Annotated in this window: 12 protein-coding genes; 2 read left to right on the top strand and 10 right to left on the bottom strand. The window is 71.0% G+C overall.

Going from position 1 to position 14,564, the window contains the following annotated elements; translation table 11 throughout:
- Positions 1-11: 11 nt before the first annotated feature.
- Together BJY16_RS21950 and BJY16_RS21945 are read right to left on the bottom strand one after the other, a co-directional pair.
- The gene (locus BJY16_RS21950) at positions 12-1,001 is read right to left on the bottom strand and encodes an ABC transporter permease (RefSeq protein ID WP_185041464.1); all 990 of its coding nucleotides are present in this window, start codon (positions 999-1,001) and stop codon (positions 12-14) included.
- Positions 1,002-1,013: 12 nt separating this feature from the next.
- On the bottom strand, positions 1,014-2,696 hold the full coding sequence (locus BJY16_RS21945; RefSeq protein ID WP_185041463.1) for an ABC transporter substrate-binding protein: 1,683 nt from the start codon (positions 2,694-2,696) through the stop codon (positions 1,014-1,016).
- A 569-nt stretch (positions 2,697-3,265) separates the two neighbouring features.
- Between BJY16_RS21945 and BJY16_RS21940 the strand changes: the two genes are divergently transcribed.
- Entirely contained in the window at positions 3,266-3,535 is a 270-nt protein-coding gene (locus BJY16_RS21940; protein ID WP_185041462.1) for a hypothetical protein, read from the top strand.
- Positions 3,532-4,458: a hypothetical protein gene (locus BJY16_RS21935; RefSeq protein ID WP_185041461.1), complete on the top strand. Its 927-nt coding sequence runs from the start codon at positions 3,532-3,534 to the stop codon at positions 4,456-4,458. Before BJY16_RS21940 ends, BJY16_RS21935 begins: the two co-directional genes overlap by 4 nt.
- Positions 4,459-4,585: 127 nt before the next feature.
- On the opposite strand, the gene BJY16_RS21930 is transcribed toward BJY16_RS21935, so the two are convergent.
- The 8 genes from BJY16_RS21930 to BJY16_RS21895 form a co-directional block, all read right to left on the bottom strand.
- Entirely contained in the window at positions 4,586-5,818 is a 1,233-nt protein-coding gene (locus tag BJY16_RS21930; RefSeq protein ID WP_239176717.1) for an MFS transporter, read from the bottom strand.
- Between the two features lie 567 nt (positions 5,819-6,385).
- Positions 6,386-6,898, bottom strand: coding sequence for a class I SAM-dependent methyltransferase (locus tag BJY16_RS21925; RefSeq protein WP_203758839.1), 513 nt, complete (start codon positions 6,896-6,898; stop codon positions 6,386-6,388).
- Between the two features lie 77 nt (positions 6,899-6,975).
- Positions 6,976-7,296 (bottom strand): carboxymuconolactone decarboxylase family protein, encoded by a 321-nt coding sequence (locus tag BJY16_RS21920; protein ID WP_185041459.1) that lies wholly within the window; start codon positions 7,294-7,296, stop codon positions 6,976-6,978.
- Positions 7,297-7,315: 19 nt separating this feature from the next.
- Positions 7,316-7,876 (bottom strand): isochorismatase family protein, encoded by a 561-nt coding sequence (locus tag BJY16_RS21915; protein ID WP_185041458.1) that lies wholly within the window; start codon positions 7,874-7,876, stop codon positions 7,316-7,318.
- A 97-nt stretch (positions 7,877-7,973) separates the two neighbouring features.
- On the bottom strand, positions 7,974-8,711 hold the full coding sequence (narI, locus tag BJY16_RS21910) for a respiratory nitrate reductase subunit gamma (protein ID WP_185041457.1): 738 nt from the start codon (positions 8,709-8,711) through the stop codon (positions 7,974-7,976).
- The gene (gene narJ, locus BJY16_RS21905) at positions 8,708-9,382 is read right to left on the bottom strand and encodes a nitrate reductase molybdenum cofactor assembly chaperone (protein WP_185041456.1); all 675 of its coding nucleotides are present in this window, start codon (positions 9,380-9,382) and stop codon (positions 8,708-8,710) included. Before narJ ends, narI begins: the two co-directional genes overlap by 4 nt.
- Positions 9,379-10,929, bottom strand: a complete 1,551-nt coding sequence (gene narH, locus BJY16_RS21900) for a nitrate reductase subunit beta (protein ID WP_185041455.1) — start codon at positions 10,927-10,929, stop codon at positions 9,379-9,381. The genes narJ and narH overlap by 4 nt, the downstream gene beginning before the upstream one ends.
- Positions 10,929-14,480, bottom strand: coding sequence for a nitrate reductase subunit alpha (locus BJY16_RS21895; protein WP_185046592.1), 3,552 nt, complete (start codon positions 14,478-14,480; stop codon positions 10,929-10,931). The genes narH and BJY16_RS21895 overlap by 1 nt, the downstream gene beginning before the upstream one ends.
- Positions 14,481-14,564 lie beyond the last annotated feature (84 nt).

Here is a 14,564-nt window from a genome sequence, read left to right as displayed (position 1 = left end):
GTCGGCCTCCCTCAGGCCCGGGCGCGGGTGCGCGGGTCGATCACCGAGTACAGGAGGTCGACCAGCAGGTTCGCGCCGAGCACGGACAGCGTGATGACCAGGAAGATGCCCTGCATGAGGGCGTAGTCGTTGCCGCCGACCGCCTGCAGCAGCGCGGAGCCGATGCCGGGGTAGGAGAAGACCGCCTCGGTGACGATCGAGCCGGCCACCACGAACCCGAGCGAGATGGCGAAGCCGGAGACCGACGGCAGGATCGCGTTGCGGGCCGCGTAGCGGCGCATGATCCGGCCCGGGCGCAGGCCCTTCGCCTCGGCGGTGACCATGTAGTCCTCGGACAGCGTGGAGACCATCATGTTGCGCATGCCGAGCATCCAGCCGCCGACGCTGGACAGGATGATGGTGAGCGCCGGCAGCGCGCCGTAATAGAGCACCGAGCCGATGAAGTCGAGGTTCCAGCCGGGCTCGACGGTGTAGACGTCGTAACCGCCGTTGAGCGGGAAGAGCGGCCAGACGCTGCCGAACAGGAAGAGCAGGATCAGGGCCAGCCAGAAGTACGGCACCGACTGGAACATCGTGGTGACCGGGATCAGGCTGTCCAGCCAGGAGCCCCGTTTCCAGCCGGCGGCGGTGCCGAGACCGACGCCGACCAGAAACGAGATCACCGTGGCCAGACCGATCAGGCCGATCGTCCAGGGCAGGGTCTGCTCGATGATCGAGCTGACCGACGCGGGGAAGAACGTCACCGAGACGCCCAGGTCCCCGTGTGCCAGGTTCCCGAGATACTCCAGGTACTGACTCAGGAGCGACTTGCCGCTGCTGGTACCCAGCAAGGCCTCGGTCGAGGCGCGCATCTCCGGGGTGACCGGCCCGCGCTGACCCAGCTTCGACAGCAGGATGTCGACCGGGTCGCCGGGCATCAGGCGCGGGACGAAGAAGTTCACCGTCAGCGCCGCCCAGAGGGCGACCAGGTAGAACCCCAACTTGCGAAGCAGGTAGCGCACGGCCGGCCGTCCTTACTTCGCGGGCTGCAGGTTGCTCAGCACGACGCCGTTGTCCCAGCTCTTCCAGGACGCGGGCAGGGCGTACTTGTTCTCGTTGGTGGGCCAGCCGACCGCGTTCGCGGTGCTGAACTCGGTCAGCATCGAGTTCACGTAGATCGGGATGTACGGCAGGTCCTTGACGATCTCCTGCTGGATGATCGCGTACTGCGCCTTCTGCGCGGCCTCGTCGTTGGTGTTTGTCGCCGCCGCGATCGCCGCGTCCACCCTGGGGTTCTTGTACCGCGAGTAGTTGCCGCTGTTCTGCGCCGCCTCGCCGACCTTGGCCGTGGTGACGGTGGTGTACTTCAGGTAGGTGAAGTACGGGTTGGTCGACGCGCCCAGGCCGATCGAGTCCAGTGACAGCTGGAACTTGCCCTGCACCTGGTTGTTGTTCCACTCGTTCCACGACAGCTGGGTCGGCTTGACCTCGATGCCGACCTCCTTGAGCTCCTGCTTCATCGCGTCGTTCAGCGAGATGTAGTCGCTCCAGCCGGTCACCGTCTGGATGGTCATCGACAGCTTCTCGCCGCCCTTGGCCCGGATGCCGTCACTGCCCTTGACCCAGCCGGCCGCGTCCAGCACCTGGTTGGCCTTGGCGACGTCCGGCGCGCCCGGGGTGGTGGCGTTCGCCTGATCGGCGATCCACTTCTTGTCCCGCTCGGGCAGCAGCAGCGTCGGCGACGCGGTCTCCGCGAAACCGCCGCCGGCCAGCTTGTTGAGCTGGTCACGGTTGAGCGCGTAGTAGATCGCCTGGCGTACCGCCGGGTCGGTCTGCGGGCCCTCGCAGCCGAGCTCGGCACCGGCGCAGGTGAAGATCGACGTGGTCATCGCCGGGGTGTTCACGTAGGTCAGGTTCTTCTGATTCTTGAGCAGCTGCTCCAGGCCGGGCAGGAAGGCGCTCATCCAGTCGACCTGGCCGGCGGTCAGCGCGGCGGTGGCGGCGTCGGCGGTGGCCAGCGCGACGTACCGGACGTTCTGGATCTGCGGCTTGCCGGCCTGCCAGTAGTTCGGGTTCTTCTCCATCACGTAGCTCTGCGCGGAGAAGGTCTTCAGCTGGTACGGCCCGGTGCCGACCGGGTTCGGGTTGATCGACTTCGCCGGGTCGTCGATCTTGCTCCAGACGTGCTCGGCGACGATCGGGGTGTTGGCGATGACCGCCGCCTCCGCGGTGAACGACGGCACCGCGAAGGTCAGCACCGCGGTCTTGTCGTCCTTGGCCACCGAGGAGACCAGCTTCAGGCCGCTCGCGTTGATCGCCGGCGTGCGCTTGACCAGGTCGAAGGTGAACGCCACGTCCTTGGCGGAGAACGGCTGGCCGTCCGACCACTTCACCCCGTCCCGGGTGGTGATGGTGAGGACCTTGCCGGCGGAGTCCCAGGAGAACGCGGTCCCGAGCATCGGCGTCGGGTCGGACTCCTTGGCGAAGTTGAACCAGTACAGCGTCTCGTAGATCAGGCCCTGGGTGGGCTGCAACAGGGTCGGGCTGAACGGGTTCCAGTTCTCGACGATGGTGCCCGTCGAGCCGTTGAAGACGGTGATCGAACTGTTCCCGGCGTTGCCCTTGGTGCCGCCGTCGCTCTTGTCGCCGGAGCAACCCGCGACGACGACCAGCGTCAGCGCGGCAGCCGCGGCGACCGCGGCCTTCAGCTTGGACATATGCGAATACCTCGATCTTCAACGCCGTCGTGACCGGCGGCGGGTTATCGGCCCGGGTCGCCCGCGCATGCCCAGCCCACACGCGAGGTTCACCTTTGACGGGGCCATTATTAAGTGGCTTAAGTTTGCGATGTCAAGAGGAGATGTCGGGTCGTCGCTCGGTGCGCGATTTCCCGGCACGACCGGAAAGCGGGAGGTGCGGGATGGGGCAAAACCCCGGTTTTGGGTACGGGCGACCGCGTCACCGACTGTGGACAGCGGGAGGACCCGGCCGGGCCCGGGAACGGTTACGTGCGCCGTCTGGGCGAGTGCCCGGTCTGGCCGGCGCCCGCCAACACGGGGCGGCGGCGTCCGCCCGACCGAGTTCCCACTCGGCCGCGCCCTGGTGGACGCCCGATTTCCATCGGCTCTCTTGGATGCGGGACGGGCCTGCTCTTGACCACTTACTTAAGGGCGTTTAGATTTTTCTGCCGGGAGCGCTTCCATGGCTACGACGCGTTTGAACTGATCGCTCTCGATGTCCGTACCCCAGGGCGTCGAAACCCCGGGGGACCGGAAGAGGGAACCTGATGAGCGATCGCCCACGCATCGACCTGGACATCCTGCGCACGATCACCGACTGTCTCCGGCGGGCCAACGAGACCGCCCGCCGGGTCGCCGCCCCCGAACGACCGATCCGGTCGGTCGGCGCCGGCTCACTCTCGCCGATCCGGCCGGTCGGCACTGCCTCACTCCCGCCGATCCGGCCGGTCGGCGCCGCCTCACAGCCGCCGATCCGGTCGGTCGCCGGTGGCGAACCGGCCGCTCCCCTGGCCCGCCGGATCCGGCGGGCCCGATGACCCTCTACTTCGACCTGCCGCGCACCACCCCGATCACCGCCGACCCGTCACCGTGGCGGGACTGCCGCCCGTCACCGCGTCTGGCACAGGCCACCGTCGGCAGCGGCGTCGTCGCCGTGTTGTTGCTCGCCGCCGCCGTCTGGTCGGCAATCGCCGGCGACGCCGGGGCCGCGCTGGCCTGCGGGATCGCCGTGCTGCTGCTCGGGCACCTGTTCGGCCTGCTGCTGAACCTCTGGGTGCGCCCGCACAACACCGGCGACCGGATGCGGATCACCCGGATCGACGACGGCACGCCCGGGCTGACCTTCGGCTACTCGCGGCGGCTCTACTACTGGTATTCCGCTTTCCTGACCCTGCTCACCCTGGCCCAGGCGGCGCTGGCGCTGCGCACCCCGCCGCTAGCCGTGGGAGCGCTGCTCAGCGCGTCGGCGCTGTATGTGCTGCTCCGGCACGCGCCGGGGCGGCTGGCGCTCACCCCGGACGGCGTGTATCACCGCGGTATCCGGACCGAGCAGTTCGTCCCCTGGCAGTCGATCCGCGAAGTGGTCCCGGACGAGCAGGCCCGCATCCCGGTGATCACGCTCCCAGCGGCCCCTGCGGCTTCCCCCTCCGCTACCTCCGCCTCCGCGACTTTCCCTTCCGCGGCCTCCCCCTCCGCGACCTTCCCTTCCGCTACCTCCCCCTCCGCGGTCTCAGCCGATCTTTCGCTGGTCGCGCTCCCAGAAGGCCCTGTTCCGACCGCTCGCGTCAGGCCTTCCTTGTTCCGGACCTCGGACTGCGTGACCATCCAGATCCCCTGGCTGGCCGCGGACCCGGTGCTCGTCCTGCAGACGCTCCGCTGGTACCACGCCAACCCGGCCCACCGCTTCGAGCTGTCCTTCCAGATCGCCGTCGATCGAGCCCGCCACCGCACCTGGCACTGACCACCCCGTCGACACGGCAAAAGACCGCGGCCCGCCGGTGGATGAGGCCGGCGGGCCGCGGTTCCCGGGTCGGGCGAGAGCGGTCCGCCCGGCCGACGGCTGCCGGGCGGGCGGCCCGGCGGCCGGGTCAGGGCTGAGCGGCGGCCGAGCGGCGGCCGACCGACAGGATGTCCAGGAGCAGGGCGGCCAGGGCGACCACGCCGAGCAGGGCGAGGCCCAGGGCGTAGGACTGGAAGTGGCCGTAGATCATGCCCATCACCAGCGGCGGGACGAAGCCGCCGAGACCGCCGGCCGCGCCGACCACGCCGGTGACCGAGCCGACCTGCTGGGCCGGGGCGAGCTGGGCGACCAGGGCGAAGGTCGCACCGCTGCCGGCGCCGAGCGCGGCGGCCATGGCCAGGAAGGCGACCGTGCCGATCGGGGCCAGGCCCGGGGTGAAGGCCTGGGCGACCGCGCCGAGGACCACCACGCCGAGGGCCACCGCGAGCACCCGGCTGGCCGCGAACCGGTCGGCCAGCCAGCCGCCGACCGGCCGCATCACGACGGCGAGCAGCACGAACCCGGCCATCCGGTTGGCCGCGTCGGCCGGGGTCAGGGTGTAGGCGGTCTTCAGGTAGGCCGGCAGGTAGACCGAGAAGGCGACGTACCCGCCGAAGGCGACCGCGTAGAGCGCCGACGCCTGCCAGGTGACCCGCAGCCGCAGGGTGGCGCCGAGCCGCTGGGTCAGCGGCGCCGTCGGAACGACCCGGCCGGGCGCGTCCCGCAGCAGCAGCCAGGCGACGACGGCGTAGGCGACCAGCATGATCGCGGTCAGGATGAACGGGGTGGCGGTGCTGCCCACGGTCACCAGCCGGACGGTGGTGAGCGCGCTGATCGCGGTGCCACCCATGCCGGCGCCGAAGATGCCGACCGCGAGACCGCGGCGCTCCGGCGGGAACCAGGCGTTCACGAACGGGACGCCGACCGCGAAGGCCGTTCCACCGATGCCCAGGAAGAAGCCGCCGACCAGCAGCGCGGTGAGCGAGTCGTGGCCGACCAGGCCGAGGAAGAGCACCGGGACCACGGTGGCGAGCGAGACGAGCGGGAACATGACCCGTCCGCCGAACCGGTCGGTCAGCGCCCCGACCGGGATCCGGCCCAGCGACCCGACCACGACCGGCACCGCGACCAGCAGCGCCTGCTGGAACGAGCTCAGTCCGAGCGCCGCCTGGAACTTCGCGGCCAGCGGGCTGAGCAGCGCCCACGCCCAGAAGTTCACGGCGAACCCGATCGTCGCCAGCGCCAGCATCAACCCTCGCCGCGCCGTCCGCGGTGCCGTCTCGCCGGCGACGCCTGCCGCCCGGGCCACGGTTGTGCTCATGGTCCACTCCACTGTCCGTCACTCGCCCCGGCCACCGGCCGGGCGCTGCATGACCACACTCCCGTCTCCTGACCGGCGCAGACAGGGACCTTGGACCCGTCCTCCGGAACCCCCAAGTCCCGTCCCCACGGACCGGCTGATCGGGATCGGTCTGCCGCGTCGAGCACCCCGAGCGCCACATGCCCGGACTGGACCAGCGCCACCGCGGCGCGCGTTGTCCTGCCCGGGCGCTCTGGGCCGGTCACCGCCGCCCGGCCCACGTCCACCACCTCCGCAGCAAGCCCGCTACCAACGGAACGGGCCGCCCAAACCGGGCGCGCTCCCAACCGTGTGCCGCCGGCCGGGGTAGGCGGAGGGCGCCGGGCTGAGAGCGCCGCGGGGCCGGGGGCAGGCGGAGGGCGCCGGGCTGGGAACGCCGCGGGGCCGGGGGGTAGGCGGAGGGCGCCGGGCTGGGAGCGCTGCGGGGCCGGGGGTGCCGAGCGGAAGGCGCCCCGGGCAGTAAGGGTGCTGGGGTGCCGGGCGGAAGCCGCCGCGGGCGGTAGAGGGCTGCGGCGGGTGGCGGCTCGGTCAGGGATGGCGGAGCAGCGCGACCAGGAAGTCCGACTCCGGGGTGAGGGGCCGCAGGTCCCACGTGCTCAGCAGCAGGTCCGCGGTGAGGCTGGCCGCCGCGACGTCCGCCAGGAATTCGTCGAAGGAGTAGCCCCGGCCGGCGCCGAAGCCGATCGCCGCCCGCCCGGTGGGCGCCAGGTGCCGGGCGAAGCGCCGGAGGATCTCGACCCGGCTGCCCGGAGCCGCGAAGGTCATCACGTTCCCGGCGCAGACGATCGCGTCGAACGGCGGCCCGGGCAACTCCAGCTGGGAGAGGTCGCCGACCAGCCACTCCGGCCCGGGATGGTCGGCGACGGCCGCGGCGATCAGCTCCGGGTCCAGGTCGACGCCGGTCACCTCATGCCCGAGCGTCGCCAGGTGGCCGCCGATCCGGCCGGGCCCGCAGCCGGCGTCCAGGATCCGCGCCCCGCGCGGCACCATGGTGTCGACGAGGCGGGCCTCACCGACCAGGTCGTGCCCCTGGGCGGCCATGTCCCGGAACCGCTTGATGTACCACTGCGAATGCCCCGGGTCCTCGGCGATCTTCCGCAGCCACCCGTTCTCCACCGTCACTGTGCCTCTGCGACTTCCTCTATCCAGCCCATCGCGGCGATCGCGGTGGGGAAACCACACGTGGTGATCGCGCCCAGGGCCACCGCCCGCACCTCGTCCAGCGTGGCGCCGTGCTCGAGCGCCTTGCGGACGTTGGAGCGCACCGCGCCCTCGGCCTGCGCCCCGATCGCCATGGCCAGCCGGAGCAGCCGATCGGTGCGCGGATCGAACGGGCTGCGCTCGCGCACCACCTGCGCGAGCGCGCCCTGCGCCTCGGCCACCTCCGGGAAGCGGCCGAGGAACTGCTGATAGACCTGGGGCAGGTAGGCGTCGTCCATGCCCACACGCTACGACGGATCATCCGGCGGCGAAGCTGACCCCCGCAGTCGGCGCCGTCCCGGCGGTGCGGCCGGGCGCGCTCGTGTAGTCCCAGTACAGGTTGGTGTGCGCGACCACCAGCTCCGGGCTGGGCGCGCCCCACTTGCTCAGGTCCCCGGTGGTGTGCGCGTCGCTGACCAGCGTCACGTCATAGCCCCGGGTGAAGGCGCCGTGGATGGTCGAGCGGATGCAGGCGTCGGAGGACGCGCCGGTCACCACGAGCCGGCCGACCCGCCGCTCGGCGAGCCGCTCCTCGAGGTCGGTGGCCTCGAAGGCGTCCCCGTATTTCTTGTGCACCACCGGCTCGCCGTCGGCCTGGGGCAGCTCCGCCACATACTCCCACTGGGGGCTGTGCAGCGGCAGGTTCTCCTCGTCGGAGTGTTGCACCCAGACCACCGGGACCTGCTCGAAGCGGGCCCGCTCCACCAGGGCGGCGATGTTGGCGATCACGGCGTCCCGGTTGAACGCGTCCTCCAGCACGCCGCGCTGCACGTCGATGACGAGCAACGCGGTGCCGGGCCGGTCGGACAGAGTCGTCATGGCAAAACCCCCATCGGAAGAAGTCGCTCTCACCCTAGGACGACCCTGTGACATTTTCCGGTGGCCGCCGGCCGCTCCGGTCGTACCGAAAACAGTCTCAGCGGGCAGCCGGCCGCGCGGCGTCCCGGACCACAGCGGGCGCCGGCGGCCCGGCCGGCACCGGCCCGCGCCGGGCGCGGTAGACGACGTAGGGCCGCCAGAGGTAGGCGAGCGGCGCCGACCAGACGTGCACCAGCCGGGTGAACGGCCAGAGCGCCAGGAACAGGAACCCGCCGATCGCGTGCAGCTGGTAGACCAGCGGCGCGCCGGTCATCAGCTCGGTGTGCGGCTGGAACCAGAAGACGCCGCGGAACCAGACCGCGATCGTCTCCCGGTAGTCGTAGCCGGAGCCGAGCAGGTTCTCGCCCACGGTCGCGGTCATCCCGAGCACCACCATGGCGGCCAGGAAGACGTAGAGCACCTTGTCCATCCGGGTGGTGACCCGGCGGACCCGGCCGCTGACGAACCGCCGCGCGATCAGCAGCGCCAGCCCGGCCACCATGACGATGCCGGTGACCGTGCCGCCCCAGACCGCGACCTGGTGGTAGAGGTGCTCGGGGATGCCCAGCGTCTCGGTCAGCGAGGCCGGGACGAGCAGGCCCATCGCGTGCCCGCCGATCACCCCGAACGCGCCGAGGTGGAACATCGGCGATCCGAGCCGCAGCAGCCGGCTCTCCAGCAGCTGGCTGGTGTGCGTGGTCCAGCCGAACTGATCATGACGCCACCGCCAGACGTGCCCGGCCACGAAGACGGCCAGGCAGGCATACGGCAGCACCACCCAGACCAGGGTGTTCATCGGGAGACCTCCGCGGTTCCGCAGGTGGCATAGGGGGCGAGGTCCGGCCCGCGAGGGGCGAGGGCCGGCCCGCGGCCGACCGCGTCGAGACCGACGGTCTCGACGGGCGGGCCGTCGAAGGCGAGGGCCGCGAGGGCGGCACGGTCGGCATCGGAGAGTTGCGGCAGGACGGCACACACGGCTTCCAGGACTTTGGCGTACGGCGTGAGCGTCTCCCCCAGCGCCGCCCGCAGCAGCTCCAGCCCTTGCCGATGCTGCCGCAGCGGCGCCTCCCCGTCCCCCGGCCCGGCCGTCGCGGCGAACTCCAGCACCACCGGCAGCAGGTCGGGCAGTTCGCCGCCGGCCAGCCGCAGTCCGTGCGCCCGGTACCGCTGCTTGAGCATGAGCAGCGCCATCCCCCGCTTCCGGGTGTCGCCGTGCAGGTAGTACGTCAGGTACAGCCCGGACTTCCGCCGCAGGTCGAACGTCTGCACGTAGTGCCGCTGCGCCTCGATCGGGCTCTGCGTGAGACACCAGTCGAGGAACTCGGTGAACAGCGTCCGCGCCCGCCGGTCCTCGATCTCCGCAGCGGCGGCCCGCAGCTCCGAGCCGGCCCCGAGCAGCTCGGCGTCCGGGTAGGTGAGCAGCAGCGAGGCGAGCTGGAAGATCCGCGCGCGGTCCGGGGCGCTCATGCCCGCCCCCGCAGCGGGTTGATGCTCAGCCGGCGGCGGCCGTCCGACTTGACCAGGTGGAAGTCCTCGGCCGGCCCACCCATGCCGGGCCCGCCCGAGCAGTCCAGCGAGCAGTCGTTCTGCGCGGTCGCCTGGGCCTCCAGCTCGGCGGCCTGCTTGGTGTGCGCGACCGGGATCACGTAGCGCTCGTCGTACTTGGCGATGGCGAGCAGCCGGTACATCGCCTCGACCTGCTCGGCCGTCATCCCGATCCCGTCGAGCAGCTCCTGCGCGACCGTCCCGTCCAGGGTCCGGGTCCGCATGTAGGCCCGCATCCCGGCCAGTTTCATCAGCACCCCGGCGGCCACCTCGGCGTCCCCGGCGGTGAACAGCTCGGCCAGGTACTCGACCGGGATCCGCAGGTCACGGATGGTGTGGAAGATGTCGTCGGCGTCGGTGTCGTCGCGCCCGGCGGCCCCGGCCGCGTCCAGCACCGGGGACAGCGGCGGCACGTACCAGACCATCGGCAGCGTCCGGTACTCCGGGTGCAGCGGCAGCGCGATCCGGTACTCGCCGATCAGCTTCCAGACCGGCGAGTGGGCGGCCGCCTCGATCCAGTCCTCCGGCATCCCGGCGTCCCGGGCGGCCCGCTGCACCGCCGGGTCGGCCGGGTCGAGGAAGACCGACCGCTGGGCGTCCAGCAGGTCCGCTTCGTTCTCCACGCCGGCCGCGGCGAGCACCGCGTCCTCGTCGTACCAGAGCAGGCCGAGGTAGCGCAGCCGGCCGACGCACGTCTCCGAGCAGATCGTCGGCTGCCCCGCCTCCAGGCGCGGGAAGCAGAACGTGCACTTCTCCGCCTTGCCGGTGGCGTGGTTGACGTAGACCTTCTTGTACGGGCAGGCCGAGACGCACATCCGCCAGCCGCGGCAGCGGTCCTGGTCGACCAGGACGATGCCGTCCTCCTCGCGCTTGTACATCGCGCCGGACGGGCAGGCCGAGACGCAGGCCGGGTTGAGGCAGTGCTCGCAGATCCGGGGCAGGTGGAACAGGAACGTCTTCTCGAACTCGAACGTGACCTTGTCGGCGAGGTGGCGCAGGTTCGGGTCCTCCCGCGCGGTGTCGCCGCCGAGCGAGTCCTCCCAGTTCGCGCCCCAGGTGATCGCCATCGGCTCGCCGGTGAGCTTCGAGTAGGGCTTCTTCACCGGGGTGTCGGTCAGCCCGCCCGGCGCGTTGACCAGGATGTCCTTGTCGAAGGTGGCCGGCTCGTAGTAGTCGTCGATGGACGGCAGGTCCGGGTTGGCGAAGATGTGCCCGAGCCGGGCCAGCCGGCCGCCGGAGCGCAGCGTCAGCCGGCCCTTCTTGTCGAGTTTCCAGCCGCCCTTCCAGCGCTCCTGGTCCTCGTAGTGCTTCGGGTACCCGATGCCGGGCTTGGTCTCGACGTTGTTGAACCAGACGTACTCGGTGCCCTCCCGGTTGGTCCAGGTCTGCTTGCAGGTGACCGAGCAGGTGTGGCAGCCGATGCACTTGTCGAGGTTCATCACCATCGCCATCTGGGCGCGGATCCGCATCAGTACTCAACCTCCTGCGTACGGCGGCGGATCACGGTGATCTCGTCGCGCTGGCTGCCGATCGGGCCGTAGTAGTTGAAGGCGTAGGTGAGCTGGGCGTGCCCACCGGCCAGATGGGTCGGCTTGATCAGCAGCCGGGTCATCGAGTTGTGGTAACCGCCGCGCCTGCCGGACTTCTCCGCCTTGGGGACGTTCACCGTGCGTTCCGGCGAGTGGTACTGGAAGACCGTGCCCTCCGGCATCCGGTGGCTGACCACGGCCCGCGCCACCACGACGCCGTTGCGGTTGTGCGCCTCGATCCAGTCGTTGTCCCGGACCCCGATCTTCTGGGCGTCCGGGACGCTCATCCAGATCACCGGTCCGCCGCGGGACAGCGCGAGCATCAGCTCGTTGTCGTGGTACATCGAGTGGATCGACCACTTGGCGTGCGGGGTCAGGAACCGTACGGTCACCCCGCCGTCGACCGCGTCGCCCGGCTTGCCGAAGTGCCGGGCCATGTTCAGCGGCGGCCGGAACCCGGGCAGCTGCTCGCCCAGCTCGGCGACCCAGTCGTGCTCGACGAAGAAGTGCTGCCGGCCGGTGATCGTGTGCCACGGCTTGAGCCGCTCCACGTTGATCGTGAACGGCGAGTAGCGGCGCCCGCCCTTCTCCGAGCCGGACCACTCCGGGCTGGTGAAGACCGGCTGCGGCGCGTCCTGGGTGTCGGCGTAGGTGATCCGGTCGGTCTCGTGGCCCTCGATGTAATCGGTGAACCGCTGGCCGGTCCGCTTCTCCAGCTCGGCGAAGCCGGCGTGCGCCAGCCGCCCGTTGGTGGTGCCGGAGAGGGCCAGGATCGCCTCGCACATCCGGTCGGCGGTGGCGAGCGACGGACGGCCGTCGATCGTGCCGTTCTGGTGCTTCAAGTAGTCGATCTCGGGCTGCACGTCGACGGTGATCGCCTTGGTCGTGGTGCCGAGCTTGTCGAGGAGCGGCCCGACCGTCCGCATCTTCGCGCCGAGCTGGGTGTAGTCCCGCTCGATCGTGATCAGCTTCGGCATCGTGCGGCCCGGCACCGGGTCGCACTCGCCGAACTTCCAGTCCCGGACCCGGCCGCTCGGCATCGCCAGCTCGTCCGGGGTGTCGTGCTGCAGCGGCGCCGCGAGCACGTCGGTCCGGGTGCCGAGGTGGGTCACGGCCAGCTCGCTGACCTTGTCGGCCAGGGCCAGGAAGGTGTCGTAGTCGGTGTGCGCCTCGCCGGCCGGCTCCACCGCCGGGCTGAACGCGTGCACGAAGGGGTGCATGTCGGTGGTCGAGATGTCGTGCTTCTCGTACCAGGTGGCGGCCGGCAGGACCAGGTCGGCGTGCAGGCCGGTGTTGGTCATCCGGAAGTCGATCGCGGTGAGCAGGTCGAGCTTGCCGACCGGGGCCTCGTCGCGCCAGGTGACGTCGCGGGGACGCTCGCCCGGGCCGCACTCGGTGGCGGTCGCCGAGCCCTCGACGCCGAGCAGGTGGCGCATGAAGTACTCGTTGCCCTTGCCGGACGAGCCGAGCAGGTTGGCCCGCCACAGGGTGAGGCAGCGCGGGAAGTTGGCCGGGTCGTCCGGGTCCTCGGCGACCGGCGTGAGCCGGCCGGCCCGGAGCTCCTCGACGATGTAGTCCTGGACCGGCTTGCCGGCGGCCGCGGCGGAGTCCGCCAGGTCGAGCGGGTTGCGGTTGAAGAACGGGTGCCCCGGGCTCCAGCCCATCCGCTGCGCGGCGGCGACCGTGTCGGCGAACGCCATCCCCTTGAACCGGCCGGTGCCCAGCGGCGAGGACAACTCGTCGGCCGGCACCCGCTCGTAGCGCCACTGGTCGGTGTGCAGGTACCAGAACGGGGTGGAGGCCTGGTGCCGCATCGGGCGCTGCCAGTCGAAGGCGAACGACATGTGCTGCTGGCCGGTGATCGGGCGGGCCTTCTCCTGGCCCACGTAGTGCGCCCAGCCGCCGCCGTTGACGCCCTGGCAGCCGGTCAGCGTGACCAGCGAGATGAACGCCCGGTAGGTCATGTCGGAGTGGAACCACTGGTTCGCCCCGGCGCCCAGCACGATCATCGAGCGGCCGTGGCTGCGCTCGGCGTTGCGGGCGAACTCGCGGCCGATCCGGGTGGCGAGCGCGGCCGGGACGCCGGTGATCCGCTCCTGCCACGCCGGGGTGTGCAGGTCGTCCTCGCCGCCGACGTTGTACTGGGCCAGCACCAGCTCGTACACCGTGGTGACCAGGTGCTCGCCGACCCGGCGGACCGGCACCCGGCGGGTGACCGTGGCGCCGCCCTCGGTGTCACCGACGTCGAAGCGGGCCAGCTCGATCGCCACCGTCTCGTCGCCGCCGATGCCGAGGGCCGGGACGACGTCGCCGAGGTCGAGGTTCCAGCGACCGGGCTCGGCGTACCGGAAACCGAGCGAACCGTTGGGGACGACCACCTCGCCGGTGCCGGAATCCAGGAGCACCGTCTTGTGCGATCCGTCCGGATCGCCCAGGTCAGCGGCGGTGAGGAAGCGGTCCACCCGGCCGTCCGCGATGGTCACCAGGAACGGCAGGTCGGTGTACTTCCGGACGTAGTCCTGGAAGTAGGGCACCTGACGGTCGACGAAGAACTCCTTCAGCACCACGTGGCCCATCGCCATCGCGAGGGCGCCGTCGGTGCCCGGGTGCGGCGCCAGCCAGTCGTCGGCGAACTTCACGTTGTCCGCGTAGTCCGGGCTGACCGCGACGACCTTGGTGCCCTTGTAGCGCGCCTCGGCCAGGAAGTGCGCGTCCGGCGTGCGGGTGACCGGGATGTTGGAGCCCCACATCATCAGGTACGTCGCGTTCCACCAGTCGCCGGCCTCGGGCACGTCGGTCTGGTCGCCCCAGATCTGCGGAGAGGCGATCGGCAGGTCCGCGTACCAGTCGTAGAAGCTGAGCAGGGTGCCGCCGAGCAGCGCGTGGTAGCGGGTGCCGGCCGCGAACGAGGCCATCGACATGGCCGGGATCGGCGAGAAGCCGACCACGCGGTCCGGTCCGTAGGTCTTGGTGGTGTAGACGTGCGCCGCGGCCGCGATCTCGATCGCCTCGTCCCAGCTGGCCCGGACGAACCCGCCCCGGCCACGCTGCGACTTGTAGGCGCGCGCCTTGAGCGGGGTCTCCACGATCTCGGCCCAGGCCAGCACCGGGTCGCCGAGCCGCGCACGGGCCTCCCGGAACATCTCGGCCAGGGTGCCGCGCAGGTAGGGATGGCGGACCCGGGAGGGCGAGTACTCGTACCAGGAGAAGGAGGCGCCGCGCGGGCACCCGCGGGGCTCGTAGTCCGGGGCGTCCGGGCCGGTCGTCGGGTAGTCGGTGGCCTGGTGCTCCCAGGTGATCAGCCCGTCCCGGACGAACACGTTCCACGAGCAGGAGCCGGTGCAGTTCACGCCGTGCGTGGACCGGACCACCTTGTCGTACTTCCAGCGGTCGCGGTAGAACGCGTCCCAGTCGTTGTCGCTGACCTGGTGCAGGGTGCGGCCGTGGTCGGCAACCGTCTCCCTGGTGAGGAAGCGACGCGCGGCCAGCAAGGGCGCAGCGGGTTCGGGTGACACGTCGGCACTCCCAGGTCGGTGAACGGTGCTCGCCTCCCAGAGTTGTCGATCAGGCAGCCC

Source organism: Actinoplanes octamycinicus (assembly GCF_014205225.1).
GTDB lineage: Bacteria > Actinomycetota > Actinomycetes > Mycobacteriales > Micromonosporaceae > Actinoplanes > Actinoplanes octamycinicus.
Note: the sequence above shows the minus strand (reverse complement) of the source record. Positions and strands in the feature narration are given on the sequence as shown.

Bases quoted from the DNA above. Each gene is read 5' to 3' on its own strand.
- BJY16_RS21935 (WP_185041461.1), top strand. From the start codon at position 3,532: ATGACCCTCTACTTCGACCTGCCGCGCACCACCCCGATCACCGCCGAC.
- BJY16_RS21930 (WP_239176717.1), bottom strand. From the start codon at position 5,818: ATGAGCACAACCGTGGCCCGGGCGGCAGGCGTCGCCGGCGAGACGGCA.
- BJY16_RS21940 (WP_185041462.1), top strand. From the start codon at position 3,266: ATGAGCGATCGCCCACGCATCGACCTGGACATCCTGCGCACGATCACC.
- narI (WP_185041457.1), bottom strand. From the start codon at position 8,711: ATGAACACCCTGGTCTGGGTGGTGCTGCCGTATGCCTGCCTGGCCGTC.
- narJ (WP_185041456.1), bottom strand. From the start codon at position 9,382: ATGAGCGCCCCGGACCGCGCGCGGATCTTCCAGCTCGCCTCGCTGCTG.
- BJY16_RS21920 (WP_185041459.1), bottom strand. From the start codon at position 7,296: ATGGACGACGCCTACCTGCCCCAGGTCTATCAGCAGTTCCTCGGCCGC.
- BJY16_RS21945 (WP_185041463.1), bottom strand. From the start codon at position 2,696: ATGTCCAAGCTGAAGGCCGCGGTCGCCGCGGCTGCCGCGCTGACGCTG.
- BJY16_RS21925 (WP_203758839.1), bottom strand. From the start codon at position 6,898: ATGGCCGCCCAGGGGCACGACCTGGTCGGTGAGGCCCGCCTCGTCGAC.
- BJY16_RS21915 (WP_185041458.1), bottom strand. From the start codon at position 7,876: ATGACGACTCTGTCCGACCGGCCCGGCACCGCGTTGCTCGTCATCGAC.
- narH (WP_185041455.1), bottom strand. From the start codon at position 10,929: ATGCGGATCCGCGCCCAGATGGCGATGGTGATGAACCTCGACAAGTGC.